Annotated in this window: 23 protein-coding genes and 1 pseudogene; 17 read left to right on the top strand and 7 right to left on the bottom strand. The window is 72.6% G+C overall.

What is annotated here, in order from left to right:
• Positions 1 to 32: 32 nt before the first annotated feature.
• The 6 genes from dapE (at position 33) to H9641_RS09960 (ending at position 6,380) form a co-directional block, all read left to right on the top strand.
• Positions 33 to 1,190 carry a succinyl-diaminopimelate desuccinylase gene (gene dapE, locus H9641_RS09985; protein WP_191803333.1) on the top strand — a complete coding sequence of 386 codons (1,158 nt, stop codon included), beginning with the start codon at positions 33 to 35 and terminating at the stop codon, positions 1,188 to 1,190.
• A gap of 42 nt (positions 1,191 to 1,232) precedes the next feature.
• The gene (locus tag H9641_RS09980; protein WP_191803331.1) at positions 1,233 to 2,051 is read left to right on the top strand and encodes an LOG family protein; all 819 of its coding nucleotides are present in this window, start codon (positions 1,233 to 1,235) and stop codon (positions 2,049 to 2,051) included.
• Between the two features lie 110 nt (positions 2,052 to 2,161).
• Positions 2,162 to 3,070: a dihydropteroate synthase gene (gene folP, locus H9641_RS09975; RefSeq protein WP_318244504.1), complete on the top strand. Its 909-nt coding sequence runs from the start codon at positions 2,162 to 2,164 to the stop codon at positions 3,068 to 3,070.
• Positions 3,067 to 4,416, top strand: a complete 1,350-nt coding sequence (locus H9641_RS09970; protein ID WP_191803327.1) for a hypothetical protein — start codon at positions 3,067 to 3,069, stop codon at positions 4,414 to 4,416. The genes folP and H9641_RS09970 overlap by 4 nt, the downstream gene beginning before the upstream one ends.
• 161 nt (positions 4,417 to 4,577) lie before the next feature.
• The gene (locus H9641_RS09965) at positions 4,578 to 4,745 is read left to right on the top strand and encodes a DUF3117 domain-containing protein (RefSeq protein WP_064506638.1); all 168 of its coding nucleotides are present in this window, start codon (positions 4,578 to 4,580) and stop codon (positions 4,743 to 4,745) included.
• A 78-nt stretch (positions 4,746 to 4,823) separates the two neighbouring features.
• Positions 4,824 to 6,380: a leucyl aminopeptidase family protein gene (locus H9641_RS09960; RefSeq protein WP_318244503.1), complete on the top strand. Its 1,557-nt coding sequence runs from the start codon at positions 4,824 to 4,826 to the stop codon at positions 6,378 to 6,380.
• 153 nt (positions 6,381 to 6,533) lie between these two features.
• Here H9641_RS09960 and H9641_RS09955 read toward each other — a convergent pair whose 3' ends face one another.
• Positions 6,534 to 7,184: an O-methyltransferase gene (locus tag H9641_RS09955; protein WP_369800608.1), complete on the bottom strand. Its 651-nt coding sequence runs from the start codon at positions 7,182 to 7,184 to the stop codon at positions 6,534 to 6,536.
• 227 nt (positions 7,185 to 7,411) lie between these two features.
• Between H9641_RS09955 and sigE the strand changes: the two genes are divergently transcribed.
• The 7 genes from sigE (at position 7,412) to H9641_RS09920 (ending at position 14,020) form a co-directional block, all read left to right on the top strand.
• Positions 7,412 to 8,041, top strand: coding sequence for an RNA polymerase sigma factor SigE (sigE, locus tag H9641_RS09950; RefSeq protein WP_377617508.1), 630 nt, complete (start codon positions 7,412 to 7,414; stop codon positions 8,039 to 8,041).
• Positions 8,038 to 9,024: an anti-sigma factor family protein gene (locus H9641_RS09945; protein WP_191803323.1), complete on the top strand. Its 987-nt coding sequence runs from the start codon at positions 8,038 to 8,040 to the stop codon at positions 9,022 to 9,024. The genes sigE and H9641_RS09945 overlap by 4 nt, the downstream gene beginning before the upstream one ends.
• Positions 9,021 to 10,886, top strand: a complete 1,866-nt coding sequence (locus tag H9641_RS09940; protein WP_191803321.1) for a S1C family serine protease — start codon at positions 9,021 to 9,023, stop codon at positions 10,884 to 10,886. The genes H9641_RS09945 and H9641_RS09940 overlap by 4 nt, the downstream gene beginning before the upstream one ends.
• 9 nt (positions 10,887 to 10,895) lie before the next feature.
• On the top strand, positions 10,896 to 11,270 hold the full coding sequence (locus H9641_RS09935; protein ID WP_191803319.1) for a twin-arginine translocase TatA/TatE family subunit: 375 nt from the start codon (positions 10,896 to 10,898) through the stop codon (positions 11,268 to 11,270).
• A 70-nt stretch (positions 11,271 to 11,340) separates the two neighbouring features.
• Positions 11,341 to 12,378, top strand: coding sequence for a tryptophan--tRNA ligase (gene trpS, locus H9641_RS09930; protein ID WP_191803317.1), 1,038 nt, complete (start codon positions 11,341 to 11,343; stop codon positions 12,376 to 12,378).
• Entirely contained in the window at positions 12,378 to 12,929 is a 552-nt protein-coding gene (locus tag H9641_RS09925; RefSeq protein WP_191803315.1) for a 2'-5' RNA ligase family protein, read from the top strand. The genes trpS and H9641_RS09925 overlap by 1 nt, the downstream gene beginning before the upstream one ends.
• Before the next feature lie 29 nt (positions 12,930 to 12,958).
• The gene (locus H9641_RS09920) at positions 12,959 to 14,020 is read left to right on the top strand and encodes a YihY/virulence factor BrkB family protein (RefSeq protein WP_191803313.1); all 1,062 of its coding nucleotides are present in this window, start codon (positions 12,959 to 12,961) and stop codon (positions 14,018 to 14,020) included.
• A 69-nt stretch (positions 14,021 to 14,089) separates the two neighbouring features.
• On the opposite strand, the gene H9641_RS09915 is transcribed toward H9641_RS09920, so the two are convergent.
• The 4 genes from H9641_RS09915 to sdhC form a co-directional block, all read right to left on the bottom strand.
• Positions 14,090 to 14,863 (bottom strand): succinate dehydrogenase iron-sulfur subunit, encoded by a 774-nt coding sequence (locus H9641_RS09915; RefSeq protein WP_056650307.1) that lies wholly within the window; start codon positions 14,861 to 14,863, stop codon positions 14,090 to 14,092.
• Positions 14,863 to 16,695 (bottom strand): succinate dehydrogenase flavoprotein subunit, encoded by a 1,833-nt coding sequence (gene sdhA / locus H9641_RS09910; RefSeq protein ID WP_056650310.1) that lies wholly within the window; start codon positions 16,693 to 16,695, stop codon positions 14,863 to 14,865. The genes H9641_RS09915 and sdhA overlap by 1 nt, the downstream gene beginning before the upstream one ends.
• Before the next feature lie 84 nt (positions 16,696 to 16,779).
• A complete protein-coding gene (locus H9641_RS09905; protein ID WP_191803311.1) occupies positions 16,780 to 17,241 on the bottom strand; it encodes a succinate dehydrogenase hydrophobic membrane anchor subunit in 462 nt (153 codons plus the stop codon).
• Complete coding sequence (gene sdhC, locus H9641_RS09900) at positions 17,241 to 17,624, bottom strand: succinate dehydrogenase, cytochrome b556 subunit (RefSeq protein WP_191803309.1); 384 nt, start codon at positions 17,622 to 17,624, stop codon at positions 17,241 to 17,243. Before sdhC ends, H9641_RS09905 begins: the two co-directional genes overlap by 1 nt.
• Positions 17,625 to 17,948: 324 nt before the next feature.
• Here sdhC and H9641_RS09895 point away from each other — a divergent pair, with 324 nt between their 5' ends.
• Positions 17,949 to 19,118: a mannose-1-phosphate guanylyltransferase gene (locus H9641_RS09895; RefSeq protein WP_191803307.1), complete on the top strand. Its 1,170-nt coding sequence runs from the start codon at positions 17,949 to 17,951 to the stop codon at positions 19,116 to 19,118.
• Positions 19,119 to 19,129: 11 nt separating this feature from the next.
• Here the strand turns inward: H9641_RS09895 and H9641_RS20920 are convergent.
• A pseudogene (locus H9641_RS20920) lies at positions 19,130 to 19,750 on the bottom strand (DUF4192 family protein); the annotation flags it as partial.
• Between the two features lie 122 nt (positions 19,751 to 19,872).
• On the opposite strand from H9641_RS20920, the gene H9641_RS09885 reads away from it, so the two are divergent.
• On the top strand, positions 19,873 to 20,439 hold the full coding sequence (locus H9641_RS09885) for a hypothetical protein (protein WP_191803305.1): 567 nt from the start codon (positions 19,873 to 19,875) through the stop codon (positions 20,437 to 20,439).
• A 14-nt stretch (positions 20,440 to 20,453) separates the two neighbouring features.
• Positions 20,454 to 21,575 carry a polyprenyl synthetase family protein gene (locus tag H9641_RS09880; RefSeq protein ID WP_191803302.1) on the top strand — a complete coding sequence of 374 codons (1,122 nt, stop codon included), beginning with the start codon at positions 20,454 to 20,456 and terminating at the stop codon, positions 21,573 to 21,575.
• 52 nt (positions 21,576 to 21,627) lie between these two features.
• Here H9641_RS09880 and H9641_RS09875 read toward each other — a convergent pair whose 3' ends face one another.
• Entirely contained in the window at positions 21,628 to 22,047 is a 420-nt protein-coding gene (locus tag H9641_RS09875; RefSeq protein ID WP_191803300.1) for an Rv2175c family DNA-binding protein, read from the bottom strand.
• A 128-nt stretch (positions 22,048 to 22,175) separates the two neighbouring features.
• Between H9641_RS09875 and pknB the strand changes: the two genes are divergently transcribed.
• On the top strand, positions 22,176 to 24,290 hold the full coding sequence (gene pknB / locus H9641_RS09870) for a Stk1 family PASTA domain-containing Ser/Thr kinase (RefSeq protein WP_191803298.1): 2,115 nt from the start codon (positions 22,176 to 22,178) through the stop codon (positions 24,288 to 24,290).
• Positions 24,291 to 24,382 lie beyond the last annotated feature (92 nt).

The following is a 24,382-nucleotide window of genomic DNA, read 5'->3' as shown; positions in this document are numbered from 1 at the left end:
CGGACGGTGAACTGTCCGGGTAGGGTCTGCGTGTGACCAGCGACGAGACTCTCGACCAGACCTCCGACCAGACCGCGCCGCCTGCGTCGGCGGCTCCGACGGTCCGGCTCGACCTCGACGGCGACCTCACCGCGCTCTTCCGCGCGGTGTGCGACGTGCCGTCCGTGAGCGGGGACGAGAAGGCCCTGGCCGACGCGATCGAGGCCGCGCTGCGCCCGCTCGCGCACCTCGAGGTCGTCCGTGACGGCAACGCGGTCGTCGCTCGCACGCACCTCGGGCGTTCGCGTCGCGTCGTGATCGCCGGGCACATCGACACGGTCCCGTTGACCAGCCCGCCGAACCTGCCCACCCGTGTGGTCGGCGAGGGGGCCCAGGCCGAGGTCTGGGGGCGCGGCACGGTCGACATGAAGGGCGGCGTCGCGATCCAGCTCGCGCTCGCGTCCTCGCTCACGGCCCCGGACCAGGACGTCACGTGGGTCTTCTACGACCTCGAGGAGGTCGCGTCCGACCTCAACGGCCTGGGGCGGCTGGCCCGCAACCGCCCCGAGCTCCTGCAGGGCGACTTCGCGATCCTCGGCGAGCCCACGGCCGCGGGGATCGAGGGCGGCTGCAACGGGACCCTGCGGGTCGAGGTCCGTGTCCCCGGGGTCACGGCGCACTCGGCGCGTGCGTGGATGGGCTCCAACGCGATCCACTCGGCCTCGGTCGTGCTCGACCGCCTGGCGGCCTACGAGCCCGCGTCGATCGAGGTCGAGGGCCTCGTCTACCGCGAGGGCATGAACGCGGTCGGCATCCGCGGCGGCATCGCGGGGAACGTCGTCCCGGACGAGTGCGTGGTCACGGTCAACTACCGCTTCGCGCCCTCCCGTTCGCTGCCCGACGCCGAGGCGCACGTCCGCGACCTCTTCTCGGGTTTCGAGGTGGTCGTCACGGACGCCGCCCCGGGGGCCCGGCCCGGGCTCGACGACCCGATCGCGGCCGACTTCGCCGAGACGGTGCTGAGCCTCACCGGCGGCCGCCCGGCGCCCAAGTACGGCTGGACCGACGTCGCGCGCTTCGCCGAGCTGGGGATCCCGGCCGTGAACTTCGGCCCCGGCGACCCGTTGCTCGCGCACAAGGACGACGAGCGGTGCCCGGTCGGCCACCTCGCGCTGTGCCACGACGCGCTGCGCGCGTGGCTCACCCGCTGATCGTCCCCGCCACGGGCCCCGGAAACGCTTAGGCTCGAGAGCATGAGCGACGACGGAGTTCCCCAGGCAGGCACCGGCTACCGCAAGGGTCCGGTGCTGCTGCGGGGAGAGCAGATCCCCCAGCAGACGACCGACCAGCGGCTGCTCGACACCGCGGGCAGCGCCGACTGGGTGCACAGCGACCCGTGGCGGGTCATGAGGATCCAGAGCGAGTTCGTCGAGGGCTTCGGAGCTCTTGCCGAGGTCGGCCCGGCGGTGTCGGTCTTCGGTTCGGCGCGCACGAGCCCCGACCACCCGGACTACGCGCTGGCGGAAGAGGTGGGCCGGCTGCTCGCCGAGCGCGACCTCGCGGTGATCACGGGTGGCGGGCCGGGCATCATGGAGGCCGCGAACAAGGGGGCCACCGAGGCCGGGGGCCTCTCGATCGGCCTGGGGATCGAGCTGCCGTTCGAGCAGGGCATGAACAAGTACGTGAACCTGGGCGTGAACTTCCGGTACTTCTTCGCCCGCAAGACCATGTTCGTCAAGTACGCGCAGGGGTTCGTGGTCCTTCCGGGCGGGTTCGGCACGTTCGACGAGCTCTTCGAGGCGTTGACCCTGGTCCAGACGCACAAGGTCACCGAGTTCCCCATCGCCCTCGTGGACAGCGGCTACTGGTCGGGCCTGCTCGAGTGGGCCCGTACGACCGTCGCGGGGCGCGGCATGATCAGTGCGCACGACCTCGACCTGCTGTACCTGTGCGACGACCCGGCCGAGGCGGTCGAGTACGTGTGCGAGCGCGGCGAACAGCTGCGTGCCGAAGAGCTCGAGTCGGTGGCCGACACGGCAGCCGCTCAGCAGCGGGCTGCCGGCGACCGGTGACGGGCGCCGCGACCCCGGAGCCCGGGGGCCGGGCGGTCGGCGCCGACCCGGCGTCGACCGTGCCCCTGGTCCCTCCGCAGTGCGCTCCGCTCGTCCTGCGAGGGCGGGAGGTGGGGGTCGACGAGAACGCCCCCGGTCGCCCCGTGCGCCCCGTGGTCATGGCGATCGTCAACCGGACGACGGACTCGTTCTACGCGCCCGCACGTCAGCTCGACGACGGGGCGGCGCTCGAGGCGGTCGCGCGGGCCTGGTCCGAGGGTGCGGCGATCGTCGACGTCGGGGGAGTGCGCGCGGGGACGGGGCCCGAGGTCACACCGGCCGAGGAGATCCGTCGGGTCGTGCCCTTCGTCGAACGGGTGCGGGCCGACTTCCCCGACCTCCTCGTGAGCGTCGACACCTGGCGAGCCGAGGTCGCCCGCGAGGCGGCCCTGGCCGGCGCGGACCTCGTCAACGACACCTGGGCCGGGCACGACCCGCGCCTGGTCGAGGTCGCGGGCGAGCTCGGCGTCGGCGTCGTGTGCTCCCACACGGGAGGCGCCACGCCACGGACCGACCCGTTCCGGGTCGCCTACCCGCCCGAGGGGCTCGACGGCTCGGCGAGCCGGCGGACCGACCCTCGCGACGCCGTCGTGCAGGACGTCGTCGCGACGCTCACGGCGGCCGCCGCGCGCGCGGTCGCGTGCGGCGTACCGGCGGCCTCGGTGCTCGTCGACCCGACGCACGACTTCGGCAAGAACACCTGGCACTCGCTGCACCTCGTGCGCCGGACCCAGGCGCTCGCGGGCCTCGGCTTCCCGCTGCTCATGGCGCTGTCCCGCAAGGACTTCGTGGGCGAGACGCTCGACCTCCCGGCCGACGAACGGCTCGAGGGGACGCTCGCCGCGACGGCGGTCGCCGCGTGGCTCGGCGCCCGGGTCTTCCGCGCCCACGACGTCGCGGCCACTCGACGGACGCTGGACACCGTGGCCGCGATCCGGGGCGACGCACCCCCGGCCGTCGCGCTGCGCGGTCTCGCGTGAGCGAGCCGGCCGCGGTGCGCGGGCCGGGCGACGAGCAGGCGGCCCGGTCGCGGGCCCGGGAGACGGCCCCGCCCGGCGGGACCGATGCCGCGCGGCCCGGGCGAGCCTCCTCGCTCGTGACGGCCCTCCGGGCACCCGTGCGGTGGCCGTGGTGGGTGCAGGTGCTCGCGGTCTACGCCGCGGCCCGGCTCGTCACCGCCGCGATACTCCTGGTCGTCGCGCGCTCGCAGGAGTCCAACCTCTGGACCGACGCGGCGCCGTCGTACGCCGCCTGGACGGGGCGGATGTGGGACGCCTCGTGGTACCAGCAGATCGCCGAGCACGGCTACCCGGCCGAGCTGCCCGTGGGGGCCGACGGGCAGGTGCAGCAGAACGTCTGGGCCTTCTACCCGCTCTTCCCCTTCCTGGTGCGGGCCGTGCAGCAGGTCACCGGCCTGGGCTGGGACGTCGTCGCCCCGACCACGGCGCTGCTGTGCGGCGCAGGGGCGATGCTGGTGATCCATCGCCTGGTCGAGTGCGCCGGTCGCCTCGCCGTGGCGCGCCGTCCGGGCCTTCCGCTCGCCACGGTCGCGCTCGTGAGCGTCTTCCCTTCGTCGGTCGTGCTCCAGGTCGCCTACACCGAGGCGCTCGCGCTCCTGTTGATCGCCGGGGCGCTGTACCTGGTGTGGGCGCGTCGCTACGAGTGGGCGGGGCTCGTGGTCGTGCTGCTCGGCTTCAGCCGCGCCGTCGCCCTCCCGCTCGCACTGGTCGTGGCGTGGCACGCGGCGGTCCGTGGACGTGCGTGGTGGCGCGCCAGGCGCGTGGTCGGGCACGAGCCGGGCGGTGGTTCTGTGACGGTCCCCTGGCGTGACGTCGCCCGCATCGGGGGGCTCCTCGTCGTCACGGTGCTCAGCGGGCTCGTGTGGCAGGTCCTGTGCGGCCTCGTGACCGGTCGGCCCGACGCCTACTTCCTGACCCAGGAGGCCTGGCGGGGAACGGGACCGGTCGTCCCGTTCGTGCCCTGGGTCCAGGTCTCGCAGATGCTCTTCGGCGGCGCCGGCCCCTGGGTCCTGCTGGCGGTCCTGGCCGCCGTGGCCGCGGTGGGGCTGAGTCCCGTCGCGCGCAGGCTCGGCCCTGAGCTCCAGGCGTGGCCGCTCGCCTACCTGGGATACCTCGTCGCCGTGATCGAGCCCTGGACGAGCCTGGTCCGGTTCCTCCTGCTCGCCTTCCCGTTGGGAGCCGTGACCCTCGGATGGACCCGGTCGCGGTGGTGGTTCTGGGGGTGCGTCGTGGCGTGCGTCGCGGGGCAGGCCTGGTGGGTCTGGGGCCTGTGGAGGCTCACCCCGCCGAGCGGATGGCCGCCATAGCGGCGACCGGTTCACGATCTGCGCATTTGCCGCGACGGCGTGTCGCACGGGTGAACTAGAATGGTGCACGGGCGTCCTCGGGCGGTCGGCGCGGCGACGTGCTGCCACCCTGCCGGGACGCCGACCACAGCAGTACTGGACTACGGAATGGAGAGCCCACAATGGCTGCGATGAAGCCGCGTACGGGGGATGGCCCGCTCGAGGTCACCAAGGAGGGCCGCGGCATCGTCATGCGTGTCCCGCTCGAGGGTGGCGGTCGACTCGTGGTGGAGCTCAACGCGACCGAGGCCAGCGAGCTGGGCGAGGCGCTCCAAGCCGTCGTGGGCTGAGACGCCTTGACCGCGCGCGACGCACAACCGCTCCTGGACCTACCTCCCGTCGGAGGAGCCCCTCGCCACCTCCCCGAGGTGGTCGAGACACCGGGGACCGTCCTGGACTGCCCGTTCCTGACGGACGACGCGGTCTCCGCCCTCGTGGTGGCCGTCGCTCCTCCGCTCGAGGAGGAGGACGGACTGCAGCCGCGCGCGGGGACCGTGGACGCGGCTGCGCGCTACGGGATCGACCTCGCGGAACTGGCCGACCGCTCCGGAGGCTCTGGCTTCCGGGGCGCGGCCGGCGAGGTCACGACCGTCGACCTGCCGCGCACGCACGCGGGCGCGGCCAACCCGCTGCCCTGGGCGGGGCTCCCGTCCACGATCGTGCTGCTCGGGATCGGTGCAGGCTCCGACCTCGAGCTCCGACGCGCGGGAGCCGCGCTGGCCGGGGCGACGCGCGGTCTCGAGCGCGTCGTGAGCGCAGCGACGGCCGACGCCACCCCCAGCGGCGTGACGGCGTTCGTCGAGGGGTACCTGCTCGCGGCCTACCGCACGCCACGCTTCGGCGGAGGCGCCCCGAGCCGCAAGGTGCGTGGGCCCGCCCCGGACCCGCGTGCGGCCGCGGAACAGCTCGTCCTCCTCGGCGAGGGAGCCGAGCAGCAGATCATCGCTGCACGGATCGCGGCGAGCGCGACCTGGCTCGTGCGCGACCTGTCGAACACGCCGTCCAACATCAAGGACCCGGCCTGGTTCGCCCAGCAGGCGACGGATCTCGCCGAGGCCGGAGGCCTCGAGACCCAGGTCCTCGGCCCGCGCGAGCTCGCGGCGAAGGGGTTCGGAGCCCTGCTGGCCGTGGGTGCGGCCTCGGCGAGCCCGCCCCGGCTCGTGACGATCACGTACGTGCCGGAGGACGCCGACCAGCACGTCGTCCTCGTCGGCAAGGGCATCACCTATGACACCGGCGGGCTCTCGATCAAGCCCCGTGAGGCCATGGTGCCCATGAAGACCGACATGGCCGGGGCCGCCGTCGCGCTGGCCGTGGTCCTCGGTGCCGCGGAGGCCGGCGTCCGGCACCAGGTCACCGCGGTCCTCCCGCTCGCCGAGAACCACTTCGGTGCGGACTCGTACCGTCCCGGGGACGTGCTGCGCACCTACTCGGGACGCACGGTCGAGGTCGCGAACACCGACGCCGAGGGTCGCCTGGTCCTCGCGGACGCGCTCGGCTATGCGGTCTCCGAGCTCGCGCCGGACCTGCTGATCGACGTCGCGACCCTGACCGGCGCCGCGAGCGTCGGCCTCGGACGGGGCCATGCGGCCCTCTACGCGACCGCTCCCGAGCTGGTGGCAGGCCTCGAGGCCGCTGCCGACGCGACGGGCGAACGCGTCTGGCACATGCCCCTCGTCGAGGACTACACGTCCGCGCTGCGCTCGACCGTCGCGGACCTGCGGCACGTGCCGCTCGAGGCCGGAGGCGGCGGAGGGTCCATCACGGCCGCCCTCTTCCTGCGGGAGTTCACGGGAGGGCTGCCCTGGGTCCACCTCGACATCGCCGGGCCGGCACGGGCCACGGCTTCGCGGCACGAGGTCACCGAGGGGGCGACGGGCTACGGGGCGCGCCTCCTGCTCCGGTACCTCGCCGACCTGCGCTGAGGTCACGCCCGGCGATCTGCCGGGTGCACGACGAGGGCCCCTCACCCGTTCGGCGGGTGAGGGGCCCTCGTCCTGTCTCACGCTCGCGCCGGCTGCGCGGAACGACGCGTGCGGTGGTCGGCCGGTGCGCTCTGCTGCCCGGACGTCCCTGGGCTACCGGCGCACGCCGAGGAGCAGCCCGTCGCCGCTCGGGATCAGTGCGGGCAGGACACGGTCGTCGGCGCGCAGCGAGCGTCCCACCTCGCGCACGATCGTGGTGATCTCGTCGCGCCGGGCGGGGTCTGCGACGCGGTCGCCGACGAGCGCACCGTCGACCGCGACGATGCCGCCCGGGCGCAGGAGACGCAGCGCCTGCTCGACGTACTCGGGGTAGCTGTGACGGTCGGCCCCGACCAGGACCAGGTCGTACGCGCCGTCGGTGAGCCGGGGCAGGACGTCGCTCGCACGACCGGGGATGGTCCGGGTCCTGGTGGCGCGGATCCCGGCCTCGGCGAAGGCGTCCTTGGCGGCACGCTGGTGCTCGACCTCGACGTCGATGGTCGTCAGGACGCCGTCCTCGGGCATCCCGCGCAGGAGCCAGAGCGACGCGACACCCGTGCCCGTGCCGATCTCGACGACCGAGCGGGCGCCCAGCGCGGCCGCGAGAGCCTGGAGCACGGCGCCCACGCCGGGCAGGACTGCGGGGCAGCCCAGCTCGGCGGCACGCTCGCGAGCGCGCAGGAGGACGTCGTCCTCCGGCACGAACTCCTCGCAGTAGGTCCAGCTCGACGCCTTGGCGTTCGTCCGGCCGATGTCGGTGGTGATAGGGCCCTCCTGGTCTCGGGCACCGCGCGTCTCCGGGGAACCCCGGACGGACTGCTGCGGTGCTGCCGTCCTGCGCGGTGCAGGTGAGGCGATCGTACCGGCCCGCGGGCTCCGTGGCGCTGGATGAGCCCCCGTCCGGGGGAGGTTTCGTGGACGTGGTGCGCACGTCCGCGCGACGCCGGGAACGGATGCGCGACGCACGGCGTTGTACGGGGACAATGGACCGTGTGAGCAGTGACGTGAGTGCCCAGCCCTGGACGCCCCCCTCGTGGGACCAGATCGTGCGGGAGCACTCCGCGCGCGTGTACCGGCTGGCGTACCGCCTGACCGGGAACCAGCACGACGCCGAGGACCTGACCCAGGAGACGTTCATCCGCGTCTTCCGGTCGTTGTCGAGCTACACCCCGGGGACCTTCGAGGGGTGGCTGCACCGCATCACCACGAACCTCTTCCTGGACCAGGTGCGGCGCAAGCAGCGCATCCGCATGGAGGCCATGGGCGAGGACTCGGCCCAGTACGCGGCCACGGGGGAGATGACGCACCCGGAACGCGGGTACGAGCACACGAACCTCGACCACGACGTCCAGCGCGCGCTCGACGCCCTCTCGCCCGAGTACCGGGCGGCGGTCGTGCTGTGCGACATCGAGGGGCTGAGCTACGAGGAGATCGCGGTCACGCTGGGCATCAAGCTCGGCACGGTGCGTTCGCGCATCCACCGCGCGCGCTCGCAGCTGCGTGCGGCGCTGCCGCACCGTGACCCGTCCGAGCGCGCGGCCACGGACGGTACGCCGTCCGAGGACGCTGCGGTCGACCAGCTGACGGCTCTGGCGGTCCGCACCGCACCGGGGGGACCATGACGCACCTCGGGACCCTCATCAGCGCGCTGGCCGACGACCAGCTCTCGCCCGCGACGCGCGAGCGCGCGCTGACGCACGTCGCAGGGTGCGACCAGTGCGCGGCCGAGCTCGCGGTGGCGCGCGCGGTCCGCAAGCGCCTCTCGTGCGCGCGCGACGTCCTGCCGACGAACGACCTGACCTCGCGGCTCCTTGCCCTCTCCGCCCAGATCCCCGAGGTCGAGGGCGACCCGCTGCGCCAGGGGCCGGCTGTGCGCGACCCGTGGGCGCCCCCTCCTGAGGCGGGGGCGCTGAGCTGCGCGCTCACGGGGGACATCGCCGCCCATGCCCGACGACGCCGCTCGCGTCGCGTGCTCGTCGCCGCATCGAGCGGGGTCGCGGTGCTGGCCGTCGCGCTCTTCACGCTCGGTGACCGGCCCGTCGTGGTGCCGGACCGGCACGTCGCGTCGCCCCTGACCGTGCTGGCCGAGGCCGGCGGTGCCACGGCGGCGGGAGCCACCGAGGTGGCACTCGTCCCCGTCCTGCCGGAGATCTCCGAGGACGGTGGGGCCGGTGGCGTGGACCTCGCGGACTCGACCGCGCTCGCGTGGATGGCGGAGAACGGGTGGACGAGCCCGTCGGGGATCCTCGACGGGTTCGACGTCACGTCGGTCCGGCTCGTCGGACCCGAGGGGGACGTGCTCCGCGTGGACCTCGCCGGCCCCGAGGGGACCATCGTGGTGCGCGAGCAGGTCGGCCGGCTGGACACGTCGAGCCTCTCGCGCTCGGAGGGCTTCGAGGGGCGCGCCGTCTACGTCCTGTCCGACGAGCCGCCCCACCTGGTGTGGCAGGCTGGGGACACGGTGATCGACGTCGTGGCAGAGGTGAGCAAGGACGTCCTCGCCTCGTTCGTGGCGACGTTCCCCGCGCACGACTTCGACGCGGGGGTCCCGGCCCGCATCTCCCGGGGATGGACGACCATGACAGGAGCCTTGGGCACCCCATGACCGCACACGACTCAGCGCTGGACCCCGCCGAGCCACAGCCCGTTGCGCCGCCTCACGAGCGTTCGCCCGAGCACACGCCCGTGTCGACGAGCGGATCGGGACCGTCCGAGGACGTGCAGTCGTCGCCCGAGCAGGCGTCGACCCCGCAGGCGTCGCCCCCGCAGGCGGACGCCCTCGAGGTGCTGGTCGCATCGTCGGGCGAGGCGTCGCCGACAGTCGTGGCGCCGGACGCTCCTGCACCGGCCGGCGTGCTCGACGGCGAGCCCACGGCCCCGTCGCCGAGCGCTCCGGCGGAGCGGACGCCGACGCCCGGGGGAGAGCAGCGCACCGAGGAGGTGCCCGTGCCTCTCCCGGCCCCCGCGCTGCCCCCGGCCGCTCCGAACCCCTTCGCTCCGCCGTCGGCGTTCCGGTCCACCCCGACCGCCCCCCTGTCCCCGGGTGCACCCGGGGCGAGCCACGCGGCTCCCGGCCCCGTGCCGCCGCCCGGTCCGCACGACACCCGCCCGTACGGAGCGCCCCTGGGCGCGCTGCCCGTCGCCCGCCCGGGCCTGCCGGGATACGCCCCGCAGGGGCCGGCCGGCCGACCCCCGTACGCCGCGTACCAGCACCCCACGGCTACACCGGGCGGTCCCGCGCAGCACGGAGCCACCCCGCCGCAGCCGGGGTATCCGGGAGCGGCCGGCCTGCCCGGCGAACCCGACCCGCAGGGCCCCACGACGCCTGCCGAGCCCTGGGGTGCCCCGCCCCCGCCGCCGGCGCAGAAGCCCCGTCGCCGGATCGGCGCCGGTGCCGTGGCAGGTATCGCCGCGCTCGCCCTCGTGGCGGGCGCGGTCGGTGGCATCGCCGCCGACCGGATCGCCGACGGCACCCAGCGCCGTCCGGTCAGCGCGTCGCTCCCGCTCGCAGGGACGAGTCCTGAGGCCGAGCGCCCCGAGGGATCGGTCGCCGCGATCGCCGCGACCGTGCTCCCGAGCGTCGTGTCCCTGCAGGTCGAGGGCGCAGACGGGATCTCGACGGGCTCCGGCTTCGTGATCCGCGAGGACGGCTACATCCTCACCAACAACCACGTGGTCGCCGGTGGCGCGGACGGCGGCAAGGTCACGGTGCTCTTCGCGGACGGGAGCGAGCGTCCGGCCACGATCGTCGGTCGGACCGCGGACTACGACCTCGCGGTCGTCAAGGTCGACGAGGCGGGCCTGACCCCGCTCGTGCTGGGCGACTCGGACGCCGTGGTCGTCGGTGACCCCGTCGTCGCGATCGGTGCCCCGCTCGGGCTCAACGGGACCGTCACGACGGGGATCGTCAGCGCGCTGAACCGCCCCGTCGCGGCAGGCGACTCTGCCGAGACCGCGTTCATCAACGCGATCCAGACGGACGCGGCCATCAACCCGGGGAACTCGGGCGGACCGCTGGTCAACGGTGCGGGCGAGGTCGTGGGCGTGAACTCCGCGATCGCGCAGCCGCCCGGCACGGGCGGCGCGACGGGCAGCATCGGCCTCGGCTTCGCGATCCCCTCCGACCAGGCTCGGCGCACCGCAGAGGAGCTGATCGAGAAGGGCACGGCCACCTACCCGGTGATCGGGGTCCTGCTCGACTCGCGCTACCAGGGCGAGGGCGTCCAGGTCACGACCGAGCCGCAGGGCGGGCAGTCGCCCGTGACCGCGGGCGGTCCCGCGGACGCTGCCGGGATCCAGGCCGGGGACGTCATCCTCGCGATCGACGGGAGGCCCGTGAGCCTGAGCGACGAGCTCATCGTCGCGATCCGCGCGAAGGCCCCCGGGGACACCGTGACGCTGCGCGTGCGCACCGGCGACGACGAGCGCGACGTCCGCGTGGTGCTCGACGAAGCCACGAGCGAGTAGTCTGACCGCGTGTTCGGTATCAACGGCGCCGAGTTCGTCGTCCTCCTCGTCGTCGCCGTGATCGTCATCGGTCCCGAGCGACTGCCCCGCTACGCCGAGCAGCTCGGCGCGTTCGTCCGCACGGCCCGCGGCTTCCTCAAGGACGCCAAGTCGCGCGTCGACGAGGAGCTGGGGCCGGAGGTGGGCGACGTCGACTGGTCCAAGCTGGACCCTCGCCAGTACGACCCGCGACGGATCGTCCGGGAGGCGCTGCTCGACGACGACGACCTGCTGGGCACGTCCTCGCGACCCCGTGGCGCGTCGCCCGTCCCGCCGCCGCCACCGCCGCCCACGGACACGGACGGCGTGCGTGTCCCGGCGCCGTTCGACGACGAGGCGACCTGAGCGCACGAGCCCGTGTCCCAGGGAACGACCCGGATTCGGTCGACGCACGTCGACCTGTCAGAATGGGGCAATGGTCAACGAGGTTCCCGGTGAACGGCGTCCACGCATCTTCTCGGGGATGCAGCCCACGGAGGATTCGCTCCAGCTGGGCAACTACATCGGGGCTCTGAGCCAATGGGTCGCGCTGCAGGAGTCGTACGACGCGATCTACTGCGTCGTGGACATGCACGCCCTGACGGTCAACCCCGAGCCCGCGAAGCTGCGCGAGCGCACGCGTCGTACCGCAGCGCAGTACCTGGCCGGGGGAGTCGACCCCGAGACCTCGACGCTGTTCGTGCAGTCGCACGTCCCCGAGCACGCTGAGCTGGCGTGGGTGCTGTCGTGCCAGACGGGCTTCGGCGAGGCGGGTCGCATGACCCAGTTCAAGGACAAGTCCGCGAAGCAGGGCACCGACGGCACGACCGTGGGCCTCTTCACCTACCCGGTCCTGATGGCCGCGGACATCCTGCTCTACGACGCGGCGCTCGTGCCCGTGGGCGAGGACCAGCGTCAGCACCTCGAGCTGGCCCGCAACCTCGCGGAGCGCCTCAACTCGCGGTTCGGCGAGGACACCGCCGTGGTTCCCGAGCCCCACATCGTCAAGGCCGTGGCGAAGATCTACGACCTGCAGGAGCCGACCGCCAAGATGAGCAAGTCGTCGTCGGGCGGCAAGGGCGTCATCTGGCTCCTCGAGGACCCCAAGGCGGCCGCGAAGCGCATCCGCTCTGCGGCGACGGACTCGGACAACGAGATCCGCTACGACCCGGCGAGCAAGCCCGGCATCTCCAACCTGCTCACCATCTTCTCGGCCCTGACCTCGCGTCCGGTCGAGGCGATCGCCGCCGACTACGAGGGCAAGGGGTACGGGCACCTGAAGGTGGACCTCGCCGAGGTCGTCGTGGACTTCCTGACGCCGTTCCAGGCCCGTGCGAACGAGTACCTGTCCGACCCGGCCGAGCTCGACGCGGTCCTGGCCCGCGGCGCCGAGCGAGCGCGGGGGCTCGCCCAGACCACCCTGGACCGCATCTACGACCGCGTCGGCCTGCTGCCGGCCCGTCGGAACCGCTGATGAACCTGCCCGAGCGCGGTCCGTCGCAGGTGCGGATCGGCATCGCGATCGAGATCCCCGAGCCGTTCGGCCCCGCGCTCCAGGAGGCTCGTGCCGCGTTCGGCGACCCGTTCGCCGGGGACATCCCCCCGCACATCACGTTGCTCGGCCCGACGGTCGTGGACGAGTCGGCCCTCGACGAGGTGTACGCGCACCTCGAGCGCGTGACCGCGCAGGCTGCGCCTTTCCGGGTCATCCTGCGCGGCAGCGGGACGTTCCGGCCCGTGTCGCCCGTGGTCTTCGTGATCGTCGCGCAGGGCATCGCGGAGTGCGAGGAGCTCGAGGGCGCGGTGCGCTCGGGCGTGCTCGACCAGGAGCTCCGGTTCAACTACCACCCGCACGTCACGGTCGCCCACGAGGTCGACGACGAGGCGCTGGACCTGGCGTTCGAGGAGATGGCGGGGTTCGAGGCCGCGTTCGACGTCACGGGCATCCATCTCTACGAGCACGGCGACGACGGGGTCTGGCGTCCGGCCCGCCGGTTCGAGCTCTCCGGTCTGTCGGACGGGTGAGCCGGGGGTTCCTCTCCTAGGCTCGGGCGATGACCTCTCCCACGACGCCCGACGACGAGGCTCCTGGCCTGGTGGCCCGGCTCACGACCCGGGCCAAGGCGGTGCAGGCCTGGTGGAACACGACCCGGCCCGCTCGGGCCCTCGCGCAGTACGGGGTCCAGCGGGGGGCGCTCCTGTGCGGCGGCATGGCCTACTCGGCCCTGTTCTCGCTGTTCGCCGGCCTGACGATCTTCTACACGGCCTTCATGGCCTTCCTGGGCAACCGTGAGGAGCTGCGGGACGAGATCTTCGCACAGATCGACAAGGCGATCCCGGGGCTGATCGACACCGGGGACGGCAGCAACGGGATCATCTCGCCCGAGGACCTGATCCTCGACCGTGGCTTCGACCTGTCGAGCATCATCGCGGTGTTCGTGCTGCTCTTCAGCGCGATCTCCTTCATGGCCGCGCTGCGCACCTCGACCCGCGCGATGTTCTCGCTCACGAACGTGGGGCAGAACCCGGTCCTGTCCAAGCTGCGCGAGCTCGGCGGGTTCGCCGTGCTGGGTATCAGCGTCGTCATCTCCGCGGCCGCGACGGTCGTGGTCCAGACGCTCGGGGCGACGCTCTTCGGCCATGGTGTCCTGGCATCGGTCCTGGTGCCCGTGGTCGGCATCTTCGTCGGGCTCTTCTTCGACGCCGTCGTGGTCCTGCTCATCATCCGCTTCGTCGCGGGAGTACGCCCGCCCCGCAAGGACCTGTACATCGGTGCCCTGACGGCCGCGGCAGCCTTCGGGGTCCTGCGCTACCTCGGGACGAGCGTGATCGTCGGCAGCTCGTCCCGCAACGCGCTGCTGGGCTCGTTCGCCACGTTCGTCACGATCCTGCTCCTCGCGAACTTCGTGACCCGGATCCTGCTCATGGTCGCGGCCTGGATCGCGGACCCGCCCGCGCAACCGACCGCGGACGAGCTGCGTGCGCAGGCCGAGGCCGAGCAGGAGGAGCGGCTCGAGGCGGAGGTCCGACGCGGGGCCGGCTACGGGTACCCCTGGAGTCCCGTGGTGCGCGGGGTGCGGCGCGGCCGCGAGCCGCGGGTGTCCGTCAAGATCTGAGCCGCCAGACTCCGACGGCGGCCCGCCGGCCGGAGCCGGGGACCGCCGTCGGGCAGTGCGGGAGGAACGTCAGAACGCGCGGGTGATCATCGCGCGCTTGACCTCCTGGATCGCCTTGGTGATCTCGATGCCACGAGGGCACGCCTCGGTGCAGTTGAAGGTCGTGCGGCAGCGCCACACGCCCTCCTTGTCGTTGAGGATCTCCAGGCGCTGCGTCGCACCGTCGTCGCGCGAGTCGAAGATGAACCGGTGCGCGTTGACGATCGCGGCCGGACCGAAGTACTGGCCGTCGGTCCAGAACACGGGGCACGAGGACGTGCACGCCGCGCACAGGATGCACTTGGTCGTGTCGTCGAAGCGCTCGCGCTGCTCGGCCGACTGCAGGCGCTCCTTGCTCGGCTCGTTCCCCGACGTGATGAGGAACGGCATGATCTCGCGGTAGGAGGCGAAGAACGGCTCCATGTCGACGACCAGGTCCTTGATGACCGGCAGGCCCTTGATGGGCTCGACGGTGATCGGCTTGTCCGGGTTGACGTCCTTGAGGAGCGTCTTGCACGCCAGACGGTTACGGCCGTTGATGCGCATCGCGTCCGAGCCGCAGATCCCGTGGGCGCACGAGCGACGGAAGGTCAGCGAGCCGTCGTGCTCCCACTTGATCTTGTGCAGCGCGTCGAGCACGCGGTCCGTGCCGTGGGCCAGGACCGTGTACTCCTCCCAGTACGCGTCCTCGCCGTGCTCGGACTCGGGGTTGTAGCGGCGGAGCTTGATCGTGACCTCGAAGGAGGGCACGGCGCCGACCTCGGTCTTCTCCGAACCGGCAGGGGCTTCGAGTGTGGCAGTCATCAGTACTTACGCTCCATGGGCTCGTACCGGGTCTGGGTGACGGGCTTGGAACCCAGCACGATCTTGTAGGAATCGAACTCCTCGACGTGGTCGAAGTATCCCTCCACGTGCCCGTCGGCGGTGTCGCCGGCGGCCGTGGGGCGACGGTAGGCCATCGTGTGGAGCATGTAGTTGGCGTCGTCGCGGTCCGGGAAGTCCTCGCGGTAGTGACCGCCGCGCGACTCCTTGCGGTTGATGGCCGCGATGACCGTGACCTCGGCGATGTCGAGGAGGAAGCCGAGCTCGATGGCCTCGAGCAGGTCGGTGTTGAACAGGCGTCCCTTGTCCTGGACCGAGACCTTGCGGTAGCGGTCCTGGAGGGTGCGGATGTCCGAGAGCGCCTGGTTGAGCGACTCGCCCGTGCGGAACACCTGGGCGTTGGCGTCCATGGTCTCCTGGAGCGCCTTGCGGACGTCCGCCACGCGCTCGCCGTCGGGACGGTTGCGCATCTCGTCGAGCTGGGCGATCACCGCGGCGGCGGGGTTCTCCGGCAGCTCGCGGTACTCGGCGGTCGCGGCGTACGCGGCGGCCTGACGGCCCGCGCGCTTGCCGAACACGTTGATGTCCAGGAGCGAGTTGGTCCCGAGGCGGTTCGAGCCGTGGACCGAGACGCACGCGACCTCTCCGGCCGCGTACAGGCCGCGGACGACGTTGTGCCCGTCACGCAGGACCTCGCCACCGACGTTGGTCGGGATGCCGCCCATGGCGTAGTGCGCCGTGGGGTAGACGGGCACGGGCTCGGTGTAGGGCTCGATCCCGAGGTACGTGCGCGCGAACTCCGTGATGTCCGGGAGCTTGGCGTCGATGTGCGCGGGCTCGAGGTGCGTCAGGTCGAGCAGGACGTAGTCCTTGTCCGGCCCTGCGCCGCGTCCCTCGCGGACCTCGTTGGCCATCGACCGCGCGACGATGTCGCGCGGCGCGAGGTCCTTGATGGTCGGGGCGTAGCGCTCCATGAAGCGCTCGCCCTCGCCGTTGCGCAGGATGCCGCCCTCACCGCGGGCAGCCTCCGAGAGGAGGATGCCGAGCCCGGCGAGACCTGTCGGGTGGAACTGGAAGAACTCCATGTCCTCGAGCGGCAGGCCGCGACGGTAGGCCAGGGCCATGCCGTCACCGGTGAGCGTGTGCGCGTTCGACGTCGTCTTGAAGATCTTGCCGGCGCCGCCCGTGGCGAAGATGATCGCCTTGGCCTGGAAGACGTGGATCTCGCCGGTCGCCAGGTCGTACGCGACGACGCCGGTCGCGTTGACCGTCTCGCCGTCCGGCACGTCCTCTGCCGCGAGGTCGTGGTCCGTGATGAGGTCCAGGACGTAGAACTCGTTGAAGAACTCGACGTCCTGCTTGACGCAGTTCTGGTAGAGCGTCTGGAGGATCATGTGACCCGTGCGGTCCGCGGCGTAGCAGGAGCGGCGCACCGCGGCCTCGCCGTGGTTGCGCGTGTGGCCGCCGAAGCGTCGCTGGTCGATCTTGCCCTCGGGCGTGCGGTTGAACGGCAGGCCCATGCGCTCGAGGTCGAGGACCGCGTCGATGGCCTCCTTGGCCATGATCTCCGCGGCGTCCTGGTCGACGAGGTAGTCGCCGCCCTTGACCGTGTCGAACGTGTGCCACTCCCAGTTGTCCTCCTCGACGTTCGCGAGGGCGGCGCACATGCCGCCCTGCGCCGCGCCGGTGTGGGACCGCGTGGGGTAGAGCTTCGAGATGACCGCCGTGCGGACCTTGCCGGACGACTCCAGCGCCGCGCGCATGCCGGCGCCGCCTGCTCCGACGATGACGACGTCGTACTGATGGGTTTGCATCGGTGTCGATGCCTCCTGTGACGAGTGGGAAGGGGGACGGGGGCTGTCAGGCGGCGTCTGGGGGAACGTCGACCGGCAGGTCCGTCAGGCGGAGCAGAACGACGGGAGCTGGTAGTCCAGCGCGTTCGGCGGGCACGGGTCGAACGTGAAGACCACGAGGGTGCCGAGCACGGTGACGATCACGAAGGCCAGGTACAGGGCCCACTTGAGCACCATGCGGGTGCCGTCGCGCTGGGCGTAGTCGTTGATGATGGTGCGGACGCCGTTGGTGCCGTGGATCATCGCGAGCCAGAGCATCAGGAGGTCCCAGACCTGCCAGAACGGCGAGGCCCACTTGCCGGCGACGAAGCCGAAGTCGATCGCGTGGACGCCCTCGCCGACCATGAGGTTCACGAAGAGGTGCCCGAAGATCAGGACGATCAGCACGACGCCCGAGGCGCGCATGAAGACCCAGCTGTACAGCTCGTAGTTCGAGCGCGTCGTCTTCTGGCGCTTGTACGGGTCGCGGGGGGCCGCGAGCGGAGAGCTGGTGGTCGTGGTGCCCATCAGTGCCCACCTCCGAAGACGTTCATGAGGTGGCGGGGCAGGAAGCCCGCCATGGTCACGACGAACAGACCGACGACGACCCACAGCATGGTGCGCTGGTACTTGGGGCCCTTGGCCCAGAAGTCCACGAGGATGATCCGGACACCGTTGAAGGCGTGGAACACGATGGCGGCGACCAGGCCGGCCTCACCGAGTCCCATGATCACGGTCTTGTACGTGCCGATCACGGCGTCGTACGCCTCGGGCGAGACTCGTACCAGCGCTGTGTCCAGCACGTGCACGAGGAGGAAGAAGAAGATGAGCACGCCGGTCACGCGATGCGCGACCCACGACCACATGCCTTCACGGCCGCGGTACAGCGTGCCAGCAGGTGCACTGGGCACTTTAGGGGCCTCCTGTGGCGAGTTCAGGGGTGAGATATCGAGCTGGACGACGTCGTCCGCCGGTGGCCGTTCACGACCGCTCCGTCTCGAGGCTCCGAGGAGTCGGGAGGAGCGGCAGATCCAGGGCTCGCCGGAGTCCGTCGATATCCGTCTCTGGGGTTCCACCATAGTGACATCGGCGTCAGGTTGCGGACCGCCTGGGCTCCCAGGCGCCCCGCCCACCCCGGATTGTGACTCATTCCACAGGGCGCCGGGGAACTGTCGGGGGCCGGTCTCGCGGACGTCCCGGGCGGCGTCTCGACCCGTGGTCACTATGCTTCGAGCATGTCGACCACTCCTGTGCCTGCTCCTGCTCCTGCTCCCGGTGAGTCGTCCACCGACGACCGGGCCGTCCCTGGTTTCTACGCCGTGATCCCCGCGGGCGGGGCGGGGACACGGCTCTGGCCGCTGTCGCGGCGCGGCAACCCCAAGTTCCTGCTCGACCTCGCGGGCACCGGGCGCTCGCTGCTCCAGGCGACGGTGGACCGCCTGGTGCCCCTGACCGGCGAGGCGGGAATCGTCCTGGTCACGGGGCGTCAGCACGTGGCCTCGGCCAGGACGCAGCTGCCCGGGCTCGACCAGGACTCGGTGCTCGCCGAGCCGTCGCCCCGGGACTCGATGGCGGCCATCGGGCTGGCCGCCGCGGTCCTCGAGCAGCGGCACGGGGACGTGGTGATCGGCTCGTTCGCGGCAGACCAGGTCATCACGGGCCAGGCGGCGTTCGAGCAGGCCGTGCGGGAGGGCGTGGAGGCCGCCCGGGCCGGGTACGTCGTCACGATCGGCATCGCGGCGTCGCGACCGTCGACCGCCTTCGGCTACGTCCGCAGCGGGGCGCCGCTCGGTCTCGAGGGAGCACCGACGGGTCTCCACGCCGAGGGCTTCACCGAGAAGCCCGACGCGCTGACGGCCCAGCGCTACGTGCGCTCGGGGGAGTACCGCTGGAACGCGGGCATGTTCATCACGCGGACCTCGGTCCTGCTCGGGCACCTGGCCGACCAGCGCCCCGAGCTCCACGACGGGCTGCGGCGGATCGCCGCGGCCTGGGACACCCCCGAGCGCGACCAGGTGCTCGCGGACGAGTGGCCGGGGCTCGAGAAGATCGCGATCGACCATGCCGTCGCAGAGCCCGTCGCGGCCGTGGGCGGCGTCGCGGTGGTCCCGGGGAACTTCGGCTGGGACGACGTGGGCGACTTCAACTCGCTCGCCGCGCTGCTGCCTGCGGCCGACGAGTCCGGTTCCAAGGTCCTGGGTGACGCCGGTCGGGTCGTCCGGCTCGAGAGCGCGGGCTCGGTCGTGGTCCCGGCGAGCGATCGCGTCGTGACGGTCCTGGGTCTCGACGACGTCGTGGTGGTCGACACGCCCGACGCGCTCCTGGTCACGACGCGGGCGCGCGCGCAGCAGGTCAAGTCGATGGTCGACGCGGTGCGCGAGCGTGGGCTCGACGAGCTGCTCTGAGTCTTCTGGCACGCGCACACCCGGGCGGGCGTTCGCGTGCCCGGGCGAGCGGCGCCGTCGGGCCGTGGGAGGAGCTCCCACGCAGCCCGACGGCGCAGCGCGGGCTCGAGCACCGGGATGGCGAAGGAGTGGGCCCGGGAGGGCGCGACGGCTTCCCCCGCGAGAACCATGTGCGCGCCGACCTGGGTGGACTCGAGGTCGGTGAGGGGCCTGCCCACAGCGGGGCAGCACGCCTCGTCGAGGCAGTCGAGCGAGGCGTAGCCCCGGGGGCCCACGACCCAGACCTCCAGGTCGCCGAGGAAGTCCTCGGCGGCTTCCCGGCAGTGCTCGACCGCAGCACGCTCGCGGGCCGCCGAGGCGTCGCCCGCGCGCAGGTCCACGTCGGTGTACACGACGAGCACTGCGCGCCGTGCGCCGTCGGCACACAGGTGAGACACGAGCGTGCGTGCGACCTGCGGGCCGTGCTCGAGGTCCGCGAGGTCGGCCAGGTCCGCACGGGCGACCAGGCCCACCCGGCCGCGCGGGGCGCGGAGGCTGATCAGGACAGCGCTGTCGTCGGGCCGGTATCCGAGCCGGAAGGGGACGTAGGCGAGGAGCTCGCGGGGCCCGCGGGCCCGGATCGTTGTCGTCATGACGCACATCCCAGCGCACGGACGGCGCCTCGGAGCGGCCGCACGCGTGACTGTGGACAGCATGCTCAGGCATGCGTGGGCTGTGGTCGAGGCACGTGCCGTGCAATGACTACGGTGTGGGGGTGCGCCGTCCACCTGACTCGATCGATCGCCCCCGGACCGTGGGAGCGACCGTCGCCGCGGCCTGCCTCGCGCTCGGTCTGCTCACGGGCTGCTCGGCCCCCGCCGACTCCCCGACCGGACCCGACCGCGGAACGGACGTGGCGCCGTCGGGCGACGTCCCCGCCCCCGAGGCGCTGTCCCCCGCGACCGACATGCCCTCGTTCGACGTGAGCTCCGTGGCGGGCTCGCTCGTGGACGGCTTCCCGGCCGACGTCGTCCCCGTCCCGCCCGAGGCGCAGGTCCTCGCGAGCTCCGCGGCCGACGTCGAGGGCCAGTCCCTGCGCCAGGTCACGCTCAACCTCTCGTCGACCGCCTCGGTCCAGGAGCTCCTCGACTTCTACGCGCAGACGATGGCGGCGACGGGCTTCAGCACGGTCGAGGGTTCCTCGACAGGCGGTCTGAGCGGCCAGGTCGCGTTCAACCGCGCGACGCCCGAGGGTGCGACCGAGACCCTGTTCGTGGGCGTCCTCGACACGGAGGACGCCCGGCTCGTGACGGTCAGCGGGCAGGTCGCACCTCCCGCGTGACCTAGGCTGCGGTCATGCCTGCTGACGCCCCTGCGCCCGCCTCCCTGCCCGTCGACCGCGAGCACCTCCGCCCCGACGTCGACGCGGCCCTCAGCGCCTTCCTCGACGCCCAGCGGGCCCAGCTCGCCACGATCGGCGAGGACGCCGCCCCCCTCGCCCAGGCCACGGCCGACCTGCTCACGGGCGGCAAGCGCCTGCGCGCAGCCTTCTGCTACTGGTCCTGGCGCGCGCACGGAGGCCAGGTCGACGACGGACGCCGGCGCGCGGCCGTCCGGACGGGCGCGGCGCTCGAGCTCTTCCAGGCGGCCGCCCTGTTCCACGACGACGTCATGGACAACTCCGACACCCGCCGCGGCCGCCCTGCGGCGCACCGTGCGTTCGCGGCCCGGCACCGCGACGCGGCCTGGTCGGGCAGCGACGTCCAGTACGGCTCGTCGGCCGCGATCCTGCTCGGCGACCTGTGCCTCATCGGGAGCCAGGCGGAGATCCGTGGGGCGCTCGTCGGGCTCCCCGAGGACGTCGCGCTGCGGACCCGGACGCTCTTCGACGACATGCAGACCGAGGTCACGGTCGGGCAGTACCTCGACGTGCTCGCACAGGCCGTGCCGTGGGGCGAGGACCTCGACGCCGACGAGGCCAGGGCGCGCGCGGTGATCCGCTCGAAGTCGGCCCGCTACTCGGTCGAGCACCCGCTCGCGCTGGGGGCGGCCCTCGCCGGCGCCTCCGCCGACCGTCTCGCGGCGGTCCCCACCTACGGCCTGCCGATCGGTGAGGCGTTCCAGCTCCGCGACGACCTGCTGGGTGTGTTCGGCGACCCGTCCACGACGGGCAAGCCCGCCGGGGACGACCTGCGCGAGGGCAAGCGGACCGTGCTGGTCTCGCGGGCTCTGCGGACCGCGACGCCCGCCCAGCGTGAGCTGCTGCTGGGCGCTCTGGGCGACCCCGGGCTGGACCTCGACACGGTCGACACACTGCGTGGGCTGCTGATCGAGACCGGCGCGGTCGCCGCGGTCGAGGGACTCATCGACGAGCTGAGCGAGCAGGCCTTCGCGGCGCTCGACGCGGCCGATCTCGCGTCACCGGGCGCAGAGGTGGTCGCCGAGCTCGCGCGCGCCGCGGTGCAGCGCACGGCCTGAAATTCGACACCCCGGCGCCGGACGCAGGACGTCCGGCGCCGGGGTCAGTGCGTCAGAGCAGCGCCTGGGCGACCCGTCGCACCTCGGCCTTGCGGCCGGCGAGCAGCGCCTCCATGGGCGTGGTCCCCAGCGCCTCGTCGGGGCTGAAGAGCCACTCGATGATCTCGGCGTCGGTGAAGCCGAAGTCGGTGAGGACCGCGACCGTGCCCTGCACGGACATGAGCACCACGTGGCGCCCGTCCTCGGGGTTCTCCGGGGCCGGCGCGACGTTGGCCGGGTTGGCACGGTGCGCCGGGACCACGAAGGCCGCGGGGATCTGGAACGAGGTGCGCTCACCGCGCTTGACGCCGACGACGCGACGGTCCTGGACGATGCTGCGGGCCTGCGTCACGGTCGTGCCGAGCACCTCGGCGAGTTGGGGAAGGGTCAGCCACTCGGGAACGAGCTGCTCGAGGTCAGTCACATCAGTCACGGCACCAGCGTACGTGGCTCCGGGACCGGCGCCCGCCCACCCGTCGCTCACGATCCGTCCTCACGACCCCCACCACCACCATGCGGCGCCTCACCGGTTCCACGTCCCGGGACGCCTAGACTTCCGACGTGGCAACTGTGACGACTGATCCGTTCGTCGGCCGCCTGGTCGACGGGCGGTACGAGGTCGTGTCCAAGATCGCCCGTGGCGGCATGGCCACGGTGTACCTGGCGCTGGACCGACGACTCGACCGCGAGGTCGCGCTCAAGGTCATGCACCCCCACCTGGCCGAGGGCTCGGACGGTGCGGAGTTCGTCTCGCGCTTCCGGCGCGAGGCGCGGGCCGCGGCGGGGCTGACCCACGCGGGCGTGGTCGCCGTCTACGACCAGGGGATCGACGGCGAGACCAGCTACCTGACCATGGAGTACGTGCCGGGCACGACGCTCCGCCACGTCCTGCAGGACGAGCACGCGCTGAGCGTGGGCCGCACCCTCGAGCTGCTCGAGGAGATCCTGGACGCCCTGGCCGCGGCCCACCGCAAGGGCCTGGTCCACCGCGACGTCAAGCCGGAGAACGTCCTGATCGACGCGTCGGGCCACGTCAAGGTCGCGGACTTCGGCCTCGCGCGTGCCGTGACCGAGGCCGCCTCGACCGCGACGAGCACCATCCTCGGCACGGTCGCCTACCTCGGCCCCGAGCTCATCACCTCGGGTCGCTGCGACGCACGGACGGACGTCTACGCCGTCGGCGTCATGGCGTACGAGATGCTCACGGGCCGCCTCCCCTACACGGGCGAGACCCCGCTGCAGGTCGCCTTCCAGCACGTCAACTCGGACGTGCCTGCGCCCTCCGACGTCGAACCGTGGCTCCCCGCCGAGCTCGACGTCCTCGTGTGCGCCCTCGCGGCTCGCACCCCCGACGACCGTCCGGTCGACGCCGCGGCCGCGCTGACCCTGGTGCGCCAGACCCGCGCCGCGCTCGACCCTGCGGTGCTCGGACGCCGGTCGGTCCCCGCGAGCAGCGGCCCGACCAGTTCGAACGCCAAGGGACCGGACTCGGGAGCGACCGCGGTTCTCGCCGGGGTCGCCGCGGCGGGTGCCTCGACGGCCGGCGCCTCCCGCACCGCCGGGGACCCGCAGACCGGCCGCCCGGGCTCCCCCTCGGCCGCCCAGCCCGACTCGACCCCCACGACCGTCCTCACGGGCATCGGCCCCGCGTCGACCGCTCACCTGGTCACGACCTCGGCCCAGGGTCAGGGCGTGCAGCACACGCTCGCGATGTCGCGCGGCGACCTGGCGGCCGACGGCCACGACGACGGCGTCCCCTCGCCCCGACGCCGCCGGCGACGCGCCGGCTGGTGGTGGTTCCTGGTCGTCCTGCTCCTCGCCGGAGCCGCGGTCGGCGCCTCGTGGTGGTTCCTCAGCGGCCCGGGCGCCTACACGGCTGTCCCCGGGAACCTCGTGGGCGCGACGCAGGCCGAGGCCGAGACGACGCTCCGGGCCGTCGACCTGCGCAGCACCGTCAAGGAGGCCTACGACGACAGCTTCCCGGCCGGCACCGTGATCTCGACCGATCCTCCTGCGGGCGGCAAGGTCCGCAAGGACGGTGCCGTGAACCTGCTGGTCTCGCTCGGGGTCAAGATGCTCGACGTCCCGACGGGCCTCGTCGGCACCAGCGCCGAGGCCGCGACCGCTGCGCTCGAGGACGCGGGCTTCGAGGTCGGCGACCCCGTCGGCGACTACAGCGACAACATGCCCGCGGGCGACGTGCTCGCCGTCTCCGTGCCCGAGGGCAGCTCGCAGCCCCACAGCACCGTCGTCCAGCTGACCGTCTCCCAGGGACCGGCTCCGGTCACGATCCCGCAGGTCGTGGGGCTTGAGAAGGACGCCGCCCTGACGGCTCTCACCGACCTCGGCCTCGACCCGAGCTCGACCGACGACTACTCCGAGACGGTCGCCGCAGGTCTGGTCATCAGCCAGACGCCCGAGAGCGGCAAAGAGGGGCACCGCGGCGACAAGGTCGCGCTCGTGATCTCGCTCGGCCCGCCGCTCGTCGAGATCCCCAGCACCTACGGGCGCAACGTCACCGAGGCCGAGAAGATGCTCAAGGACGCGGGGTTCGTGGTCGAGGTGCGCCACCCGCAGGGCATCAGCCCGCTCAACATCGTCTACGCCCAGTCGCCCGAGGGCGGGGCCGGGAAGACCGCGCCCAAGGGGTCGACGGTCGTCGTCAACGTCTTCTGACGCGCTCGGTCTTCTGACCTGATCGGCCACCTGGCGGCTCGCGAGACAGAGGGCTTGCGTCGAGGCAGAGGGACGCACGCCTCGTTCTCGAC

This window comes from Oerskovia merdavium (genome assembly GCF_014836755.1).
In the GTDB taxonomy this organism is placed as follows: Bacteria; Actinomycetota; Actinomycetes; order Actinomycetales; family Cellulomonadaceae; genus Oerskovia; species Oerskovia merdavium.
This window is presented reverse-complemented; position numbering and strand designations above follow the sequence as displayed.

What these genes read in the sequence shown, in the direction of transcription:
- trpS (WP_191803317.1), top strand. Translation starts at nt 11,341, where the DNA reads ATGGTCAACGAGGTTCCCGGTGAACGGCGTCCACGCATCTTCTCGGGG.
- H9641_RS09980 (WP_191803331.1), top strand. Translation starts at nt 1,233, where the DNA reads ATGAGCGACGACGGAGTTCCCCAGGCAGGCACCGGCTACCGCAAGGGT.
- sdhA (WP_056650310.1), bottom strand. Translation starts at nt 16,695, where the DNA reads ATGCAAACCCATCAGTACGACGTCGTCATCGTCGGAGCAGGCGGCGCC.
- H9641_RS09925 (WP_191803315.1), top strand. Translation starts at nt 12,378, where the DNA reads ATGAACCTGCCCGAGCGCGGTCCGTCGCAGGTGCGGATCGGCATCGCG.
- H9641_RS09905 (WP_191803311.1), bottom strand. Translation starts at nt 17,241, where the DNA reads ATGGGCACCACGACCACCAGCTCTCCGCTCGCGGCCCCCCGCGACCCG.
- H9641_RS09895 (WP_191803307.1), top strand. Translation starts at nt 17,949, where the DNA reads ATGTCGACCACTCCTGTGCCTGCTCCTGCTCCTGCTCCCGGTGAGTCG.
- H9641_RS09945 (WP_191803323.1), top strand. Translation starts at nt 8,038, where the DNA reads ATGACGCACCTCGGGACCCTCATCAGCGCGCTGGCCGACGACCAGCTC.
- H9641_RS09965 (WP_064506638.1), top strand. Translation starts at nt 4,578, where the DNA reads ATGGCTGCGATGAAGCCGCGTACGGGGGATGGCCCGCTCGAGGTCACC.
- H9641_RS09920 (WP_191803313.1), top strand. Translation starts at nt 12,959, where the DNA reads ATGACCTCTCCCACGACGCCCGACGACGAGGCTCCTGGCCTGGTGGCC.
- H9641_RS09880 (WP_191803302.1), top strand. Translation starts at nt 20,454, where the DNA reads ATGCCTGCTGACGCCCCTGCGCCCGCCTCCCTGCCCGTCGACCGCGAG.
- H9641_RS09915 (WP_056650307.1), bottom strand. Translation starts at nt 14,863, where the DNA reads ATGACTGCCACACTCGAAGCCCCTGCCGGTTCGGAGAAGACCGAGGTC.
- H9641_RS09940 (WP_191803321.1), top strand. Translation starts at nt 9,021, where the DNA reads ATGACCGCACACGACTCAGCGCTGGACCCCGCCGAGCCACAGCCCGTT.